Source organism: Massilia sp. METH4 (genome assembly GCF_037094685.1).
In the GTDB taxonomy this organism is placed as follows: Bacteria; Pseudomonadota; Gammaproteobacteria; order Burkholderiales; family Burkholderiaceae_D; genus Rugamonas.
The window spans coordinates 298,497-317,556 of record NZ_CP146614.1; the positions used below are offsets into that span (position 1 = coordinate 298,497).

The 19,060-nt window shown below is 65.8% G+C and carries 16 protein-coding genes; 7 read left to right on the forward strand and 9 right to left on the reverse strand.

Annotation, left to right across the window (positions count from 1 at the left end; all coding sequences use genetic code 11):
- Positions 1-31 precede the first annotated feature (31 nt).
- On the forward strand, positions 32-730 hold the full coding sequence (locus V6Z91_RS01410; protein ID WP_338765648.1) for a PRC-barrel domain-containing protein: 699 nt from the start codon (positions 32-34) through the stop codon (positions 728-730).
- 195 nt (positions 731-925) lie between these two features.
- On the opposite strand, the gene hrpA is transcribed toward V6Z91_RS01410, so the two are convergent.
- The gene (gene hrpA, locus V6Z91_RS01415) at positions 926-5,146 is read right to left on the reverse strand and encodes an ATP-dependent RNA helicase HrpA (RefSeq protein WP_338765651.1); all 4,221 of its coding nucleotides are present in this window, start codon (positions 5,144-5,146) and stop codon (positions 926-928) included.
- Positions 5,147-5,211: 65 nt separating this feature from the next.
- Between hrpA and argA the strand changes: the two genes are divergently transcribed.
- Both argA and V6Z91_RS01425 read left to right on the forward strand, forming a co-directional pair.
- Entirely contained in the window at positions 5,212-6,522 is a 1,311-nt protein-coding gene (argA, locus tag V6Z91_RS01420) for an amino-acid N-acetyltransferase (protein WP_338765654.1), read from the forward strand.
- A gap of 58 nt (positions 6,523-6,580) precedes the next feature.
- Positions 6,581-6,853, forward strand: a complete 273-nt coding sequence (locus V6Z91_RS01425) for an oxidative damage protection protein (RefSeq protein WP_338765657.1) — start codon at positions 6,581-6,583, stop codon at positions 6,851-6,853.
- A 225-nt stretch (positions 6,854-7,078) separates the two neighbouring features.
- Here the strand turns inward: V6Z91_RS01425 and rpiA are convergent, their stop codons facing one another.
- Positions 7,079-7,756: a ribose-5-phosphate isomerase RpiA gene (rpiA, locus tag V6Z91_RS01430; RefSeq protein ID WP_338765659.1), complete on the reverse strand. Its 678-nt coding sequence runs from the start codon at positions 7,754-7,756 to the stop codon at positions 7,079-7,081.
- 105 nt (positions 7,757-7,861) lie between these two features.
- On the opposite strand from rpiA, the gene V6Z91_RS01435 reads away from it, so the two are divergent.
- The 4 genes from V6Z91_RS01435 to V6Z91_RS01450 are packed head-to-tail and all read left to right on the forward strand — an operon-like array spanning position 7,862 to position 10,445.
- Positions 7,862-8,260 (forward strand): response regulator, encoded by a 399-nt coding sequence (locus V6Z91_RS01435; RefSeq protein ID WP_338765661.1) that lies wholly within the window; start codon positions 7,862-7,864, stop codon positions 8,258-8,260.
- Between the two features lies 1 nt (position 8,261).
- A complete protein-coding gene (locus V6Z91_RS01440) occupies positions 8,262-8,903 on the forward strand; it encodes a chemotaxis protein CheC (RefSeq protein ID WP_338765663.1) in 642 nt (213 codons plus the stop codon).
- Between the two features lie 2 nt (positions 8,904-8,905).
- The gene (locus V6Z91_RS01445; RefSeq protein ID WP_338765665.1) at positions 8,906-9,880 is read left to right on the forward strand and encodes a diguanylate cyclase; all 975 of its coding nucleotides are present in this window, start codon (positions 8,906-8,908) and stop codon (positions 9,878-9,880) included.
- A complete protein-coding gene (locus tag V6Z91_RS01450; protein WP_338765668.1) occupies positions 9,861-10,445 on the forward strand; it encodes a hypothetical protein in 585 nt (194 codons plus the stop codon). Before V6Z91_RS01445 ends, V6Z91_RS01450 begins: the two co-directional genes overlap by 20 nt.
- Here the strand turns inward: V6Z91_RS01450 and V6Z91_RS01455 are convergent.
- The 7 genes from V6Z91_RS01455 to V6Z91_RS01485 all read right to left on the reverse strand — a co-directional run bounded on the left by V6Z91_RS01455 (position 10,437) and on the right by V6Z91_RS01485 (position 19,017).
- Complete coding sequence (locus tag V6Z91_RS01455) at positions 10,437-11,516, reverse strand: chemotaxis response regulator protein-glutamate methylesterase (RefSeq protein ID WP_338765670.1); 1,080 nt, start codon at positions 11,514-11,516, stop codon at positions 10,437-10,439. The genes V6Z91_RS01450 and V6Z91_RS01455 overlap by 9 nt on opposite strands.
- A gap of 79 nt (positions 11,517-11,595) precedes the next feature.
- Positions 11,596-12,411: a protein-glutamate O-methyltransferase CheR gene (locus tag V6Z91_RS01460; protein WP_338765672.1), complete on the reverse strand. Its 816-nt coding sequence runs from the start codon at positions 12,409-12,411 to the stop codon at positions 11,596-11,598.
- Positions 12,408-12,923, reverse strand: coding sequence for a chemotaxis protein CheW (locus V6Z91_RS01465; RefSeq protein WP_338765674.1), 516 nt, complete (start codon positions 12,921-12,923; stop codon positions 12,408-12,410). Before V6Z91_RS01465 ends, V6Z91_RS01460 begins: the two co-directional genes overlap by 4 nt.
- A 10-nt stretch (positions 12,924-12,933) precedes the next feature.
- Complete coding sequence (locus V6Z91_RS01470) at positions 12,934-14,844, reverse strand: methyl-accepting chemotaxis protein (RefSeq protein WP_338765677.1); 1,911 nt, start codon at positions 14,842-14,844, stop codon at positions 12,934-12,936.
- A gap of 54 nt (positions 14,845-14,898) precedes the next feature.
- A complete protein-coding gene (locus V6Z91_RS01475) occupies positions 14,899-16,515 on the reverse strand; it encodes a methyl-accepting chemotaxis protein (protein ID WP_338765680.1) in 1,617 nt (538 codons plus the stop codon).
- Positions 16,516-16,573: 58 nt separating this feature from the next.
- Positions 16,574-18,709 carry a chemotaxis protein CheA gene (locus tag V6Z91_RS01480; RefSeq protein ID WP_338765683.1) on the reverse strand — a complete coding sequence of 712 codons (2,136 nt, stop codon included), beginning with the start codon at positions 18,707-18,709 and terminating at the stop codon, positions 16,574-16,576.
- Entirely contained in the window at positions 18,706-19,017 is a 312-nt protein-coding gene (locus V6Z91_RS01485; protein WP_338765685.1) for an STAS domain-containing protein, read from the reverse strand. The genes V6Z91_RS01480 and V6Z91_RS01485 overlap by 4 nt, the downstream gene beginning before the upstream one ends.
- Between the last annotated feature and the right edge of the window lie 43 nt (positions 19,018-19,060).

Below are 19,060 nucleotides of genomic sequence, written 5' to 3' on the forward strand. Positions count from 1 at the left end.
CTTTCCACGAACCGAATCACAGGAGACCAACATGAGCTATCTCGACCGAGACCCGTTTGGCATTTACCGTGACCGCGACAATGATGGCCCTGGCCCACGCCTGATGGGTGCAGACACGCTGATGGGCGAAGACGTGTACAACCGCCAGGAAGAAGACCTGGGCGACATCAAGGAAATCATGATCGACATGCAGTCCGGCCAGATCGCCTATGCCGTGCTGTCGTTCGGCGGCATCCTGGGCATGGGCGACAAGCTGTTCGCCGTGCCCTGGCAAGCCCTGCAACTCGATACCGTGAACAAGCGCTTCATCCTCGACGTGGCGAAAGAGCGCCTGGAAAACGCGCCGGGCTTCGACAAGGACCGCTGGCCGGACATGGCCAGCGCCGAATTCGGCAGCCAGATCAGCAGCTTCTGGGGTACCCAGACCGCCATGCCGGGGCAGATGACGTCCACCGGCAGCGTGATGGGCTCCGGCACCAGCACCATGCAAAGCGGCTCCAGCTATGGCCAGAGCCAGTCGGGCAGCCTGTCTGGCAGCTCCGGCAGCAGCATGGGCGGCAGCAGCGGCATGTCCAGCCAGAGCGGCAGCCTGGGCAGCAGCGGCAGCGGCCTGGGCAGCAGCAGCCTGGACCTGGGGCGCGGCGATGCCGACCTGACGGACAAGAACGTCAACCAGGCCGGCGGGCTGTCGAACCAGAACACCAGCTATGATCCGAGCAAGAAGTATTAACTGGTGATCCGCTAAATCCTGCAATAGTCGCAGGCCACCGCGAATCCTACCAGCCTCAAGGGGCCTCGAGAAACCGTAGCGAGCAGGCGCCAGGGGTGGCTAAGAAGCGCAGTCGTACTTATGTACGATCGGTCCGCCGATGCGGAGCATCGCAGGCCGGCCCTGGCGTCGCGCAGTAGGTTTATCGAGGCCCTACTACCTCTGCATCGACTCCCATACCTTGAACAGGCGCTTGACCGACACCGGCATCGGCGTGCGCAACTCCTGCGCGAACAGCCCCACGCGCAACTCCTCCAGCAGCCAGCGATACTCCACCAGCTTCGGATCGGTATTCTTGCCGGCCGACTTGTCGCGCGCCACGCGCAGGTAAGGCTGGGCGGCCTGGTGCCACTCGGCCATCGCCTTGGCGTCGCGCGCGGGATCGGCGCGCAGCTTTTCCAGCCGCACGTTCATCGCCTTCAGGTAGCGCGGGAAATGCGCCAGCTGCGCGAACTCGGTATCGAGCAGGAAGCGCTTGTGCACCAGCCCCTTCAACTGTTCCTGCATGTCCGCGGCGGCCTGCTGGTTGATGCCCTGCAGCCGCTTCGGCAAGCCGTGGAACTCCGTCAGCACCTGCGACACCAGGCGGGCGATCTCGTTCACCAATAGCACCAGGCGCGACTTGCCTTCATCCTTGCGCTTGTTGAACGAAGCCGCGTCCGTCGGCAGCGGGTCCTGCAGGCAGGCGATGTCGATCGCCTTGGCGATGATCTGGTCGCGCAATTCCTCCTGCGTGCCCATGCTCATGAACTGCATGCCCATCTGCTGCAGGTTCGGGATGCTTTTCTCGACGAACTTGATCTGGTCCTTCATCTGCAGCGCGAACAGGCGGCGCAGGCCGATGCGGTGCGTGCGCGCCGCCACGTTCGGGTCGTCGAACACTTCCAGGTCGCAGTGCGTAACCTTGTCCACCAGCGCCGGGAAGCCGATCAGCGTGAGCTTGCCCTGCACGATCTCCAGCAGTTCCGGCAATTCGCCGAATGTCCATGCCGTGATGTTCGTGTGCGCCGCGGCCGGTGCCGGAGCTGCCGGCGCGGCCGGCGGCGGTGCCGTGCCGGGCTTGCCGCCCGCCTTCACCTCGGCCGCGATGCCGCCGTGCCTGGCGCCTTTCTCCGACCTTGCCGTACCGAGTTGCGCGAGCGATGCGCTTGACGCCGGCGGCGCATTCTCCGCCATCTTCTGGAAGCTTTGCCGCGCCTGCGCGCCGTACTCCGCCTGCAGGGTGGCGAGGTTGCGGCCCATGTCCAGCTGGCGGCCATGCTCGTCGATCACCTTGAAGTTCATGAAGTGGTGCGCCGGCAGCTGTTCGGGCTTGAAGTCGGAAGTCAGCACCGTGATCGTGACCTGCTCGCGGATGTCGGCAATGATCGCGTCGACCAGGTCGCCGCGGCCGAAGGCCAGCTTCTCGTTGATGCGATCGCAGAACTTCTGCGCATATTCCGGCAGCGGCACCATGTGGCGGCGCTGCTTCTGCGGCAGGGACTTCAGCAGCAGGTGCACCTTCTCCTTCAGCATGCCCGGCACCAGCCATTCGCAGCGCTCGCGCGAGAGCTGGTTCAGCGCATACAGCGGCACATGCAGCGTGACGCCGTCGCGCGGCGTGCCCGGCTCGAAGTGATACGTGAGCGCCATTTCCACGCCGGCCGCCAGCATCTTCTTCGGGAACAGTTCCGTCGTCACGCCAGCCGCCTCGTGCCTCATCAGGTCTTCCTTGACGAGGTACAGCAGCTTGGGTTCGGCCTGCGATGCCTTCTTGTACCAGGCCTCGAAGCCGGCGCCGTTGACGACGTCGTGCGGGATCAGCTTGTCGTAGAACGCCTCGATCAGCTGGTCGTCCACCAGCACGTCCTGCCGGCGCGATTTATGCTCGAGGTTCTCGATCTCCTTCACCAGCCGGTGATTGTGCGCAAAGAACGGCGCGCGCGTGTCGTAGTCGCCGCCCACCAGCGCGTCGCGAATGAAGATCTCGCGCGCCTCCGCCGGCTTGTACAGCGCGTAGTTGATGCGGCGCTGGCTGTACACCGTGAGGCCATACAAGGTGGCCTTCTCGGCCGCCGTTACCTGCGCCTGGCGTTTTTCCCAGCGCGGCTCGCCCCACGATTTCTTCAGCAGGTGGGCGCCGATCTTTTCCACCCATTCCGGCTCGATGCGCGCGATGGTGCGGGCATACAGCCGCGTGGTTTCCACCAGCTCGGCCGCCATCACCCACTTGCCCGCCTTCTTGCCCAGCGAGGAACCGGGCCAGATATGGAACTTGATGCCGCGCGCACCCAGGTAGCCCGGATCGTCTTCCATCTTGAAGCCGATATTGCCCAGCAAGCCCGTCAGCAGCGCCAGGTGCATCTGCTCGTAGGTGGCCGGCGTTTCGTTCATGCGCCAGCCCTGCTCCTTTACGAGCGTCAGCAATTGCGAATGCACGTCGCGCCATTCGCGCAGCCGCAGCTGCGACAGGAAGTTGGCGCGGCAATTGTCCTGCAACTGGCGGTTGGTCTTCTTGTGTTCGATCGCCTCGGCGAACCAGTGCCAGATCTTGAGGTAAGAGTTGAACTCCGACTTCTCGTCGGCGAATTTCTGGTGCGCCTGGTCGGCCGCCTGCTGGTGCTCGATGGGCCGGTCGCGCGGGTCCTGCACGGACAGCGCGGCCGCCACGATCAGCACCTCGGTCAGGCAGGTGTATTCCTGCGCTGCCAGGATCATGCGGCCCACGCGCGGATCGAGCGGCAGCTTGGCCAGCTTGCGGCCCAGGTTCGTCAGCCTGTTGTCGTCGTCGACGGCGCCCAGTTCCTGCAGCAGCTGGTAGCCGTCCGCGATCGCGCGCGCCAGCGGCGGCTCGATGAACGGGAACGACTCCACGTCCGCCAGGTGCAGGGACTTCATGCGCAGGATGACGGAAGCGAGCGAGGAGCGCAGGATTTCCGGATCGGTGAACTTCGGCCGCTTGTTGAAATCGTCCTCGTCGTACAGACGAATGCAGACCCCGTCGGCCACGCGGCCGCAACGGCCGGCCCGCTGGTTCGCCGCCGATTGCGCGACCGGCTCGATCTGCAACTGCTCGACCTTGTTGCGGTAGCTGTAGCGCTTGACGCGCGCCAGGCCGGCATCGACCACGTAGCGGATGCCCGGCACCGTCAGCGAGGTTTCCGCCACGTTGGTGGCCAGCACGATGCGGCGCGCGTTCGTGGTGCGGAACACGCGGTCCTGCTCTTCCACCGACAGGCGGGCGAACAGCGGCAGGATTTCCACGTGCGGCGGATGATGCTTGCGCAGCGCCTCCGCCGCGTCGCGGATCTCGCGCTCGCCGGGCAGGAACACCAGCACGTCGCCGGAACCGAGGCGGCACAGTTCGTCGACGCCATCGACGATCGCGTCCATCAGGTCGCGCTTCTCGCGCGCGGCGGCGGCCGTGCGCAGTTGCGGTTTCGCCGCGTTGGCGCCTTCCGGCAACGTGATCTGCTCGCGCTCCACGGGCCGGTAGCGCACTTCCACGGCGTACAGGCGGCCCGATACCTCGATCACCGGCACGGGCGGCTTGCCCTCCTGGCTGAAATGGCGGGCGAAGCGCTCGGCATCGATCGTGGCGGACGTGATGATCACCTTCAGGTCCGGCCGGCGCGGCAGGATCTGTTTCAGGTAACCCAGCAGGAAGTCGATGTTCAGGCTGCGCTCGTGCGCCTCGTCGATGATGATCGTGTCGTAGCCCTTGAGCAGCGGGTCGGTCTGCGTTTCGGCCAGCAGGATACCGTCCGTCATCAGCTTGACCGAAGCACCCTTGTGCAAGGTGTCGTTGAAGCGCACCTTGTAGCCCACGTGCTCGCCCAGGGGCGAGCCCAGTTCCTGGGCGATCCGCTTGGCCGTAGACGACGCGGCGATCCTTCGCGGCTGCGTGTGGCCGATCAAGCCCTTCTGGCCGCGGCCCAGCTCCAGGCAGATCTTTGGCAACTGGGTCGTTTTGCCCGAACCCGTTTCACCGGAGACGATCACCACCTGGTGCTTGCGCAAGGCGTCCGCAATCTCCTGCCGGCGGCCCGAAACGGGCAAGTCTTCTGGGAACGTGATTGGCGGCAGCGGATTGCGGAACAGGCGCTCGGCCTCACGCGCGGCAACCTGCTCGGGCGTGAGCTTTTCCCGCGGTGGACGGCGGTCATCGCCCCGGCGTTCGCCGGCGGTTTTTTCACCATTACCGCGGCGTTCGCCAGCGGGCTGCTCACCGCTGCCGCGCCGTTCGCCGGCCGGATTTTCACCGTTACCGCGGCGCTCGACGGCCGCACGCTCGCCTGCGGGACGTTCCCCCTTGCCGCGACGCGGTTCGCGCGAGGCATTCGTTGCGTTCTGTGTCGCGGGGGAAGAGGAAGGGGACTGCTTGATGGCTTCAGACATTGTTTTTACGAAGTTTTGCTGCAAGTTTTGCTACGAGTGCCGCGCAGCGAATTATAATGCGGCGCATGGAAAACCCTGTCGAATTCGTCCATTGGCTGCGCTCCGTCGCGCCTTATATCCACGCCTTCCGCGGCAAGACTTTCGTGATCGCCTTCCCCGGTGAACTGGTGGCCGCCGGCGCCCTGCCGGTGCTCGCGCACGACCTGTCGCTGCTGCACGCGCTCGGCATCAAGATCGTCGTCGTATACGGCTCGCGGCCCCAGGTCGCCGAACAGCTCGCGCTGCGCAACGTCGAGGGCCGTTTCCACAACGGCATCCGCATCACGGATACGGCCGCGATGGAATGCGCCAAGGAAGCTGCCGGCGAACTGCGCCTCGACATCGAGGCCGCGTTCAGCCAGGGTTTGCCGAACACGCCGATGTCGAACGCGGCGATCCGCGTCATTTCCGGCAACTTCGTCACCGCCCGCCCGCTCGGCGTGATCGACGGTGTGGACCTGGAACTCACCGGCATCACCCGCAAGGTCGATGCCGAGACGATCCATTCGATCCTGGCCGCCGGCGCCGTGATCCTGCTGTCGCCGCTCGGTTTCTCGCCCACCGGCGAGGCATTCAACCTGACGATGGAAGACGTGGCCGTGTCCGCCGCCGTGGCGCTGCATGCCGACAAGCTGATCTTCATCACCGAGACCGAGATGCTGCGCGACCTGGCCGGTACCGAGATCCGCGAACTGTCGTCGCACCAGGCCGAGGCGGTGCTGCAGGCGAACTTCCTGCCGCCGGAAAGCGCGTTCTACCTGCGCCACTGCGTGAAGGCGTGCAACAGCGGCGTCGAGCGCTCGCACATCGTGCCGTTCGCGATGGATGGTTCCGCGATGCTGGAACTATTCACGCACGACGGCGTGGGCACCATGATCAGCCACGAGAACCTGGAAAGCCTGCGCCCCGCCACAATTGAGGACGTCGGCGGAATTATCAAGCTCATCGAACCGCTGGAAGCGGATGGCACGCTCGTCAAGCGTGGCCGCGAGCTGATCGAACGGGAAATCAATTATTTTTCCGTCATCGAGCACGATGGCGTGATCTTCGGCTGCGCCGCGCTGTATCCGTTCCCCGAAGAGAAGATGGCCGAAATGGCATGCCTGACCGTCAATCCGGAAGCGCAGGCCCAGGGCGACGGCGAGCGTATCCTGAAGCACATGGAAAACCGCGCGCGCGCTTCCGGCATCACCAGGCTGTTCGTGCTGACCACGCGCACGGCGCACTGGTTCATCAAGCGCGGCTTCGTGCCCGCCACCGTGGATGCGCTGCCGAAGGACCGCCAGCGCATGTACAACTGGCAGCGCAAGTCGCAGGTGCTGGTGAAGACCCTCTGAAGATTTTTGCCCAATAAGCATTACAATGCACGTTTCTGCACACTGAGGAGCACCCGCGATGGCCCGTACCGTCCACTGCATCAAACTGAACAAGGAAGCCGAAGGCCTGGACTTCCCGCCCTACCCCGGCGAACTGGGCAAGAAGATCTACGAATCCGTGTCGAAAGAGGCCTGGGCGGCCTGGCTGAAGCACCAGACCATGCTGGTCAACGAAAACCGCCTGAACCTGGCCGACGTGCGTGCCCGCAAGTACCTGGCCGCGCAGATGGAAAAGCATTTCTTCGGCGAAGGTGCCGATGCGGCGCAGGGCTACGTGCCGCCGACGGCTTGAGCTTGGCCTGCCCAACAAGAACGGCACCCGCGGGTGCCGTTTTTCTTGCCGTCCGAGACGCCTGAGCTTGGTGTCGTACACCATTTTCCAAGGGAAAATGGTGTACGACACCGGTGTTCGATAGAGGCAACCGCGACCTCAAGAGAAAACCGGTGTCGCACACTTTTTCCCGAGAAGCCGGGAAAAAATGTTCGACACCAGGCGGGCGCTGCTGGCTGTCCCGGCTTACCAGCCCAGCTTCTTGACACCCTCGGCGGTGCCCAGCAGGCACACATTGGCGCCGCGGGCGGCGAACAGGCCCACGGCGATCACGCCGACGATGCCGTTGATCGTCGCTTCCAGCGCCTTCGGATCGGTGATCGACAGGCCGGCGACGTCGATCAGGTGGCCGCCATTGTCGGTGACGAAGGGCTCGTCGGTGCCCGACTTGGTGCGCACCTTCGGCTGGCCGCCCAGCGCGGCGAGCTGGCGGAACACGGCGTTGCGCGCCATCGGGATCACTTCGACCGGCAGCGGGAACTTGCCCAGCGTTTCCACCAGTTTCGAGCCGTCGGCGATGCAGACGAACTGCTTCGACACGGAAGCGACGATCTTTTCGCGCGTCAGCGCCGCGCCGCCACCCTTGATCATCGCGCCGGAAGCATCGATCTCGTCGGCACCGTCGATGTACACGGCGATCGACTCCACGTCGTTCAGGTCGAACACCGGAATGCCGTGGCCTTTCAGGCGCGCGGCCGTCGCTTCCGACGAGGCCACGGTGCCCTTGATGCGGTCCTTGATGGCGGCCAGTTCGTCGATGAAGAAGTTCGCGGTCGAGCCCGTGCCGACGCCGATGATTTGGCCGTCGACCACGTAGCCGATGGCCGCGCGCGCCACGGCCTGTTTCAGTTCGTCTTGAGTCATGATTGGAGTTAGGGGAGTAACGGATTCGAGGGCCGCCATTTTAACAGCGCACCGGGCGGCCTTTGTGGGAAAATACCTGATCCTGACAAGTCAGCCAAACAGAACATGACGTCCACTTCGAACGATACCCCCGCCGGGACCACCGCACCGACCGTCCTGATCGTCGACGACAGCCGCGTTTCGCGCCTGGTGGCGAAGCAGTACATCACCACGCTGCATCCCGGCTGGACCGTGGTGGAAGCGGGCACCGGCGAGGAAGCGCTGGCCAAGGCGCCGGAAGCCAAGCCGCAACTGGTGCTCATGGATGTGAACATGCCCGGCATGGGCGGCCTGGCTTGCGCCGAGCGCCTGCGCGCATTGTTGCCGGATGCTCACATCTCCCTGCTCACCGCCAATGTCCAGGATGCAACCCGACAACGCGCCAGCGAAATCGGCGTCGGTTTCATGGAAAAGCCGATCACGCCCGAACGCATCGCCCGCCTGACCGCCCTGCTGGCCGGCTGACATGGTCGAGCTCTCCGAACTCGAGCACGACGCACTGGTCGAGATCTTCAATATCGGCGTGGGCCAGGCGGCCGCCGCGATGAGCGGCATCGTCAATGAAGAAGTCACCATGTCGGTGCCCTCGATTACCTTCCTGAGCCGCAGCGAAGCAGCCCAGCTGCTCGAGGATGCGCACCGCAACAACAACGCGGGCAACGGCGAACGCATCTGCGGTGTCAGCCAGCATTACGAGGGCGCCTTCTCGACCGAGGCGCTGCTCATGTTCCCCGAGGATAAAAGCCTCGAGATCGTGCGCCTCATGGTGGGCGAGACAGTGCCGCTGGACGAGCTGTCCGAGATGGAACAGGAAGCGATGAGCGAGATCGGCAACATCATCCTCAATTCCTGCGTCGGCACGCTGGCCAATATCTTCCAGCAGGAGCTGCACGGCTCGCTGCCCGTGTACCACGTGGGCTCCAGCGACGATATCCTCCATGCCACCGGCACCCGCGCCGATACGGTCGTGATGATGCTGCACATCGACTTCATCCTCGAGAAACACCAGATCCACGGTTATGTCGCCTTCATCCTCGACATCACCGCGCTGTCGGACCTGAAGGACCAGATCGCCCGCTACCTGCAACGCACGATGGGAATCCAGTAAGGATGCCTCAGCCGTCCCGCCTGCCGTTGCTGGAAAGCGTGCTGGAAGCCGTCGACGCCGGCGTCATCGTCGTCGATGCGGCACGCCGCATCGTGCTGTGGAATAAATGGATGAGCCGCCATTCGGGCTGCCCGGCCGACAAGGCGCTGGGCACCGACCTGTTCGCGCTGATGCCCGAGCTGCGTGGCGGCCGGGTCGAAGCCGCCGTCACGCAGGCACTCACCAACAAGTTTTCCTCGCTGCTGTCGCCCACGCTGAACCGCTCGCCCTTCCCGCTGTACCCCAGCGGGGCCGCCGGCGCCCGCGGCGAGCGCATCCAGCAAGCCATCGCCGTCACGCCGCTGGCGTTCGCCGCCGAACAGCCGCACTGCCTGATCCAGCTGAACGATGTCAGCATGGCTGCCAGCCGCGAAAAGCTGCTGCGCGAACAGACGGAATTGCTGCGCATGCAGACGTTCTCGGACGGCTTGACCGGCATCGCCAACCGCCGCGCCTTCGACGCGGCGATCGACCGCGAGATGCGGCGCGCCAAGCGCAACGGCACCACCCTGTCGCTCCTGATGATCGATATCGATTACTTCAAGCCGTATAACGACCATTACGGCCACCAGCAGGGCGACCAGTGCCTGATCCAGGTTTCCAGCGCGCTGCAGGCCCTGCTCCAACGCTCGGTCGACATGCTGGCCCGCTACGGCGGCGAGGAATTCGCCGTGATCCTGCCGGACAACGATGCACGCCAGGCGCTGCACATGGCCGAAACGCTGCACGCGCGCGTGCTGGAGCTGGCCATTGCGCACGAGTACGCGGCCGGGCCGCTGAAGCAGGTCACCGTCAGCATCGGCGTGGCCACCCTGCTGCCGGGCCAGACCGCATTGCCGGCCGCGCTGATCGGCGCCGCCGACGGCGCGCTGTACGCGGCCAAGCGCCAGGGGCGCAACCGGATCGTGGCGGCCCAGGATGCGCCCGGACAGCCATAAGGTTCGCGCCGTCATCGAACGCAATGTCGCGGAGCTGGACCACGCCGCGATGAAACTGGCCGCGCATGGCGCGCTTCCCGATACGCCGGGTGTCGGCCCAGCCAATGCGCCGGCCGATACCGGGGCAGCCACGTTCCTGGCCCTGGCGCGCCAGGCGCTGTACAACGATGCGCTGTCCGGCACCTTGCGCGTGTTCGACGACCACAAGGATGCCCACTCGCTGTGGTATGTGCTGCGCTGCCAGCGCAAGGAAGCCATCGCCGCCGCCGCCGCGTGCGGCATCGGCCTGGAAGCGCTGGAAGAAACCTCGGCCCGGCTGCGGCGCATCCGCAACCGCACGCAATTCCACATCGACCGGCAATCCATCGGCGATCCGCCCGAGACGTGGCACCGCCCGCCGGTCGATGCCGGCGAGCTGGCGGCCGCGGTGCACGCTGCCGCCGCCCTGCTGGCCGCGGTGGCGCACCTGCTCGATCCACAAGCCCCGCCGTTGCGGCTGTCGCCCTACGATGGCGCCGATGCGCGCGCGCTGCTGCGCGCCGCGGCCTCCCGCGGCTCAGCGTGAAAGCTGCTGCAGGATCTCGCGGTCGATCGCCTTCAACGTTACGGTCTTCTCGACGCCACCGCGCTTGACCGCCTCCTTCGGCATGCCGTACACCACGCAGCTTTCCTCGTCCTGCGCCACGGTGCGGGCGCCGGCCTTGCGCATTTCCAGCAGACCGGCGGCGCCATCGTCGCCCATGCCCGTCATGATGATCCCCAGCGCATTGGCGCCGGCATGCTTGGCCACGGAGCGGAACAGCACGTCCACCGACGGCCGATGCCGGTTCACCAGCGGGCCGTCGATCACATCGGTGTAATAGCGCGCGCCGTCGCGCCGCAGCAGCATGTGCTTGCCGCCGGGTGCGATCAGCGCGCGGCCCGGCAGCACGCGGTCGCCGTGCTGCGCCTCGCGCACTTCGATCTGGCAGACCTTGTTCAGGCGGTCGGCGAACGCCGCCGTGAATTTTTCCGGCATGTGCTGCACGATCACGATGCCGGGCGTCACGCGCGGCAGCGCCGACAGCACTTCTTCCAGCGCCTGGGTGCCCCCCGTGGACGTGCCGATCGCCACTACCCGCTCGGTCGTGTGCAGTGGAGAACGGCCCTCGCCCGCCGGCGCCAGGATCGCGTCGGCAGTCAGCTTGGCGGGTGCCTGCGCCGGCGCGGGCGCGCGCTGGGTCAGCCGCCGCACGTTCACCTGGGCGGCGGCGCGCACGGCACTCACCAGTTCATCGGCACTTTCGCTGAGAAAATCCCTCAGCCCCAGCTTCGGCTTGGCGATCACGTTCACGGCGCCGGCCGCCATGGCCGCCATCGTGGTCTCGGCGCCCTTCTCGGTCAGCGTGGAACAGATGATCACGGGCGTCGGCCGCTCGGCCATGATTTTCTTCAGGAACGTGATACCGTCCATGCGCGGCATTTCCACGTCCAGCACGATCACATCCGGCCATTGCTGCTTCAAGCGCTCGATCGCCAGCAGCGGGTCCGCCACGGCATGCAGCAGGCGGATGCCGGGAGCGGCCGCCAGCATTTCGCCGACGATCTTGCGCACCACGGCGGAATCGTCGACGACCATCACATTGATAGGATTCATAGATAACCAGAAAATCGCAGCCTCGCCCAAGGCCATGCATGGCCGCAGCGTAGCGCATGCGGATGCGGCGCGTCGCCCTTCATGCCGCCTTGCGGTACACCGACGGCACGACCGGCTGCACGGCGTTGCTGATCTCGTGCAGGCTTTCCGAATGGCCGATGAAGAACTGGCCACCCGGCTTCAGGCGCGACGTGACGCGTGCCACCACCTGCCGCTTGGTGTCGGCATTAAAGTAGATCATCACATTGCGCAGGAAGACCACGTCGAACATGCCCAGTTCGGAGGGCAGCTGCGTGTTCAGGTTCACCTGGCGAAACAGCACGCGCTCGCGCAGGGCGCGATCCACCAGCAAGGTGCCCTGCTGTTCGCGGATACCCTTCAGGCAGAAGCGCTTCAGGTAATCGGCGGGGACGTGGGTGGCGCGTTCCATCGGATAGTGGCCGACGCGGGCGCGCTGCAGCACGCGCGTGCTGATGTCCGATGCCACCACTTCCCAGGGTACATCGCCCAGCACATCGGCCAGCACCATCGCGATGCTGTACGGCTCCTCGCCGGAAGAACACGCCGCGCTCCACACGCGGAACGGCCCGTTGCCGGACGCGCCATGCGCCGTGGCCGCCTCGCGCAGCAGGTCGAAGTGGCGCGCCTCGCGGAAGAAATACGTTTCGTTGGTGGTCAGCAGGTCGACCGCCGTCTGGGTCTCGTCCGGGTGCTGGCCGCCGGCCAGCAGCTCGAAATAGGCGTCGTAGCTCTCCAGCCCGAAGTAGTGCAGCCGCTTGGCGAGCCGGCCGCTGACCAGCGCCTTCTTCGCGTCCGACATCGTGATGCCGGCGATATCGAGGATGAAGCGCTGGAAGCGCGCGAACTCGCGCTCGCTGATGGCGATCGTGCTCATGCCGCCTGCGCTTCGCCGCCGGCCAGCATGCCCAGCCCGTCGAGCGCCAGTACCTGGGCGACGTTCAGCAGGATCACGAACTTGCCGTTCAGCTTCGCCATGCCGCCGATGAAGTCGCCGCGGATGCGGGTGCCGAACGACGGTGCCGGCTCGATCTCGGCCAGCGGAATGTCCAGCACCGCGCTCACTGCGTCGACCACCACGCCCGTCACCTGCCGTTCGCCATCCGCTTCCAGTTCGACGATCACGATGCAGGTGCGCTTGCCGGGCACGGACATCGGCCGGCCGAAGCGGGCCGCCAGGTCCATCACAGGCACCACGGCGCCGCGCAGGTTGATCACGCCGCGGATCGACTCGGGCATCATCGGCACTTCGGTGATGCCGGCGAACTCGATGATTTCCTTCACGGCCATGATGCCGATGCCGAACGACTCGCCGCCCAGCATGAAGGTCAGGTATTGGGCAGCCTCGTTGGCGGCTGCCGCGTTGCTCTCTTGCTTGGAATGCTTCATGGTCGGGTCATCAGAAATTGGTGAAGTTCTTGTCGTCCAGGCCGCCCTGGGTGCCGAAGCTGTCGGCCGCGCCGAAGCCACGGCGCGGCGCCCGGCCGCTGACCTGGCGCACCCGCGCCAGCACTCGCGCGCCGTCGTTGTTGGCCAGGTGGAAGAAGCTCATCGCCTGCTGCAATTGCTCGGCCTGGCCGCTCATTTCCTCGGCCGTCGCCGCCAGCTCCTCGGAGCTCGACGCATTCTGCTGCGTGCCCTGGCTCATCTGGCCCACGGCCGCGTTGATCTGGCCGACGCCGGCCGACTGCTCCTCGGACGCGGCGGTGATTTCCTGCACCAGCTCGGAGGTCCTGCGGATGTTCGGCACCATCTGGTCCAGCAGGTTGCCGGCGCGCTCGGCCAGCTCCACGCTGGACGTGGCCACTTCGCCGATCTCCTGCGCGGCCACCTGGCTGCGTTCGGCCAGCTTGCGCACCTCGGCCGCCACCACGGCAAAGCCCTTGCCATGTTCGCCGGCGCGGGCCGCCTCGATGGCCGCGTTCAGCGCCAGCAGGTTGGTCTGGTAGGCGATATCGTCGATGATGCCGATCTGCCTGGCGATCTGCTTCATCGCCGTCACCGTGGCCTTCACCGCTTCGCCGCCTTCGGACGCTTCGCGCGCAGCCTGGGTGGCCATGCCGTCCGTGACGCGGGCGTTCTCGGTGTTCTGCGAGATCGATGCCGTCATCTGTTCCAGCGAAGCCGAGGTTTCCTCGACGCTGGCGGCCTGCTCGGATGCGGCTTGCGACAGCGACTGCGCGGTGGCCGAGACCTCTTCGGAAGCGGAAGCCAGCGACTGCGCACCGGCATTCACTTCGCCCACCACCTGTGCCAGCTTGTCCATCGTGCCGTTCGAATATTCCTTCAGCTTGGCGAACGCGCCCTGGTATTCCTTGTCGATGCGCGCCGTCAGGTCGCCCTCGGCCAGCGCCGCCATCACGCGCACCACGTCGTCGATACCCGCGCCGGTGGTCGTCATCAACTGGTTCAAGCCATCGCCCATCTCCTTCTGGAAGCCCTGCAGGCCCGCCGTATCGACGCGCGCATCGAAGTTGCCGCGGTTGGCCGCCGCGATCACGGTGCCCTGGCCGGCGATCACCTGGCGCAGCTTGCCCACCATTTGCTCCACGGCGAACAGCATGCTGTCGTCGTCGCCCTTGCGCAACTTGACTTCGCCGGACAGGTCGCCGGCGGCGATGCGCTGCATCAATTCGGCCGCATAGGCGGGTTCACCGCCCAGGGTGCGGGTCAGGCTGAGCGTGATCCAGATGGCCATGCCGACGCCCATCAGCGTTGCCAGCGTGCCCAGCATGACCTGCTGGTTGCGGGCGTTCACGTAAGCCTCGGTCGCGTGTTCGCCGGAGCTCGCCATCGAGGCATCCTGGTGCGCGATCAGCTTGCGGATCGTGCCGATATACGTCGCCTGGATGCCTTCGAGCTTGTTGACCAGCAGGTCGCGCGCTTCCGCGCGCTGGCCCGCGGCCACGAGGCGCAGGAATTCCTCCTGGATCACGCGGTACTGCTCGCGCGTTTCCACCACCGCCTGCAAGGCTTCCTTGCCGTCCGGCGAAGCGACGACCTTCTTCAGCTTTTCCAGTGTCTCGCGCAGCTTGGTGCGCTCGCCTTCGATCGTTGCCAGTTCGCGGCGCGCGACCGCCGCGTCGTCGAAGATCACCACGTTGCGCATGGCGATCGCGATGGTCGTGATATTGCCGATCAGGTCATGGGCCATCACGACCTTCGGGTACTTGTCGCCAACCAGTTCGTTGACGTTTTCGCTGACGCTCGCCAGGCTGCGAATGCCCAGCAGTACGCTGGCTGCCAGCAGGATGCCGACGACGCCGAAGCCCAGGGCCAGGCGGGCGCTTACTTTCATGTTACGGAACAAGGTGTTCTCCTTGCGGCCACCGGCCGCGGGTTTTTTCTAGACAGTCAAGAATGATCAGAAACGGGTGAAGCTGGCTTCATCCAGTCCCGCCTCGGCAAAGGCCGGCTGCATGGCGATGCTCTTCGGCTTTTTCGGCGCCGCCGCCGTGCGCGGTGCCCGGGCAGCCGGCTTGCGGGATGCGGCACCGCCATCGAGCTTGAAGAAGCTCATCGCCTGCTGCAGCTGTTCGGCCTGGCCGCTCATCTCCTCGGCCGTCGCCGCCAGCTCCTCGGAGCTCGACGCGTTCTGCTGCGTGCCCTGGCTCATCTGGCCCACGGCCGCGTTGATCTGGCCCACGCCGGCCGACTGCTCCTCGGACGCGGCGGTGATTTCCTGCACCAGGTCCGACGTCTTGCGGATATTCGGCACCATCTGGTCCAGCAGGTTGCCGGCGCGCTCGGCCAGTTCCACGCTGGACGTGGCCACTTCGCCGATTTCCTGCGCTGCCACCTGGCTGCGTTCGGCCAGCTTGCGCACCTCGGCGGCCACCACGGCGAAGCCCTTGCCGTGCTCGCCTGCGCGCGCCGCCTCGATGGCCGCGTTCAGCGCGAGCAGGTTCGTCTGATACGCGATATCGTCGATGATGCCGATCTGCTTGGCGATCTGCTTCATCGCCGTCACCGTGGCCTTCACCGCTTCGCCGCCTTCGGCCGCTTCGCGCGATGCCTGGGTGGCCATGCCGTCCGTGACGCGGGCGTTCTCGGTGTTCTGCGAGATCGATGCCGTCATCTGTTCCAGCGAAGCCGAGGTTTCCTCGACGCTGGCGGCCTGCTCGGAAGCGGCCTGCGACAGCGATTGCGCGGTAGCCGAGACTTCTTCGGAAGCCGAGGCCAGCGACTGGGCGCCGGCGTTCACGTCGGTGACCACCTGCGTGAGCTTGACGATCATCTGGTTCATCGCCTGCAGCAGCATGCCGGCTTCATCGCGGGAGTTGCTGTCGATGCGCACGGTCAGGTCGCCTTCGGCGAGGCTGTTCGCGGCAGTGACGGCCTGGCGCAGCGCCCGGGTAATCGACAGCGTGATCGATACGCCGATCCCGATTGCCAGCAGGACGGCGGCAATCGCCATGCCCACCGTCATCGCCTTGGTGCTCTCAAACGTCTTGTCCGCGTCGGCGGCGAAGTCATCCATGCGGGCGCTCTGGAACTTGATCATGTCGTCGAAGGCCTGGATCAGTTCCCGGTTGACGGGCGCGTATTCGTTGGTGACGAAATCGGCAGCCGCCTGCTTGTCCGTGCGGAACAGCGTATAGAACTTCTCGTACTTCGATTCGAGCTTGGCACGCTTTTCCATGATCACATCGACCAGGTGGCGCCCCTTCTCGGTGGAAATAAGCTTCTGCAGTTCCGCCATACGCTGGCCGGTCTCAGTACGAATGCGCTCGACGGTCTTGACATGGCGCTCCACTTCCGCATCGCTCCGGGTCAGCAGCATGCCGCGCAGCTGGCGCCCCGCATCGATCGAGTCACGCACCATATTCTGGGTGACGATCACTTTCGGATACGCGTCAAGGCGGATGCTGTCCGACACCTGGTCCATCTCGCTCATGCCCCGCACCGCAAGCAGCGAAACGACCAGGAGCAGCACCAGCACGATGCCAAAGCCCAGCGCGAGCCGGACACCAATTTTCATATTCTTCAGCACGATGGCTCTCCAAGAATCAAGGGACTACGAAGGTTTATTGAGGATTTCATGCGGCGGCGGCCAAGCTGTCGGCCTCGACGCCGTTCAGCAGCGCCGCCATGTCGAGAATCAATGCCACGTCGCCATTGCCCAGGATCGACGATCCGGACAGGAAACGCGCACCGCTGAAGACCTTGCCGAGCGGCTTGATCACGGTCTGGAACTCGCCCAGCAGCGTGTCGACCACCAGGCCCGCGCGGCTGCTACCGTAGCGCACCACGACGATGCTCTGTCGCCGTGCCGCACCGCCGGTCAGCGCGAAGCGCTCGCGCAGCCGCACGAACGGCAGCGGGCTGCCGCGCAGGTCGACATAGTCGGAAGACTGCGCACGCTCGGCGTCGTCGCGGAACTCGATGCACTCCTCGACCATCTCCATCGGGATCACGAACACCGACTTGCCCACGCCGACCTGGAAGCCGTTGATGATCGCCAGCGTCAGCGGCAGGCGCACGGTGACCGTGGTGCCGACGCCTTCCGTGCTGGCGATTTCCACGCTGCCGCGCAGCGCCACGATATTGCGCTTGACGACATCCATGCCCACGCCGCGGCCGGACAAGTTCGTCACCTGCTCCGCGGTCGAGAAGCCCGGCTCGAAGATCAGGCCGAAGATTTCCTTGTCCGACAGCGTGCGGCCCGGCTCCACCAGGCCGCGCTCGACCGCCTTGGCCAGGATGCGCTCCCGCTTCAGGCCCCCGCCGTCATCGGTGACTTCGATGACGATGCTGCCCGAGTCGTGGTAGGCGTTCAGCGCCACCGTGCCCTGCGCCGGCTTGCCGCGCGCGAGGCGCACGTCCGCCGGTTCGATGCCATGGTCCATGGCGTTGCGCACCAGGTGCGTCAGCGGATCGCCGATCTTCTCGACCACCGTCTTGTCCAGTTCCGCGTCCTCGCCCGACACCTGCAGGCGGATATCCTTGCCGATCTCGCGCGATACATCGTGCACCACCCGCTGGAAGCGGTTGAACGTGGCGCCGATCTTCACCATGCGCAGCTGCAGCGCGCTGTCGCGCACTTCCTCGACGAGGCCCGACAGCGTGGACGTGCATTCGAGCAGTTCGGGGATTTGCGTGCGCCGGGCGACCAGGTTGGCGCCCGCGCCCGCGATGATCAATTCGCCCACCAGGTTGATCAGGCGGTCGAGCTTGTCCGAGTCGACGCGGATCGAGCGGCTCTCGGCCGGTGCCGCCTTCGGCTCCGGCGCCTGCTTCTGCTTGGCCAGCGCCGCCTGCACGACGGTCGGCTGGATCACGCCCTGGTCGACGAGGATCTCGCCGAGCGGGGCACCGGCCGCGCCGCCGGCGGCCTGCACGGCCAGCGCCCGCTCCAGCTCATGCGCCGTGATGCTGCCGCAGCGCACCAGCATTTCGCCCAGGCGTTCGCGCTGGTCCGGCACTTCGTCCAACCAGGCCAGGTATTCGGTGATACGGTTTTCCGGCGGCAAGATGCGGATCTGGCAATCGTCGCGCACGAAGTCGAACACGCTGTCGATCGCAGCCTTGTCGGCACTGCTGTGGAAGCCGATCTCGAAGCCGAGGTAGCAGGATTCCGGGTCGAACTCGTCCGCGGCGGGCAGGGCGTCGGCCAGCGTGGCAATGCCCGTGATCGTGCCCATCTGGCTTAGGTAGCGGATGAACGACAGCGGGTCCATGCCGTTCCTCAGCACATCGCGGCCGAAACGCAGCGAGATATGCCACTGCTCGGCGTTGCCGGCCTGCGGGCGGGCGGTGTCCGCCGCCCGCGCCGGCGCGGCCATGCCGCCGTCGAGATAAACCTGCAAGGCGGCCAGCAATGGCTCGCCGGCACCGACCAGCGCGGCATCGCTCTCCAGCGTGCCCGCCTCGACGGCGTCGACGAGGTGGCCGATATGGTCGCAGCAGCCCAGTAACAGCGTCACCAGCGCGTCGTCGACGGGCACGGCGCCGTCGCGCACCTTGTCCAGCACACTCTCGGCTACGTGCGTGAAGTCGACCACGGCGTCCAGGCCGAACATGCCGGCCGAACCCTTGATGGTGTGCGCGGCGCGGAAGATCGCATTCACGGCCTCGGGCCCGTCGTGCGCCACCACCAGCAGCGCGTTCTCCATCTGCTCGAGCAGCTCGCGGCTCTCGGCGATGAAGGTATGCATCACCTGGTCGATATTCATTGCATGCCTTTCGGTTCATCGATGCCGGGGAACGGCACGCCGAGCAGCGCGAACACATCCTGTACGGCGGCGCTGGCGCCCTGCACGCGCAGGGTCTTGCCGAGGCGCGCGGCTTCCTGCCGCGCCACCAGCAGCAGCTGCAGGCCGGCGCTGTCGAATTCGGTCACGGCCGACAGGTCGAACGCCGGCGTCTCCTGCTGGCGCGCGGCGTCCAGCAGCACGTCCTTCAACTCGGCCGCGCGGTAGATCGTCAGCTCGCCCTCGACGGCGAGGGCCGCAACGGGCCCTTGGCTCTCGCCAATACTCATGTGGTTCTCCATGGGATGTGATCTCCCGCCGGGCGGGAGGACC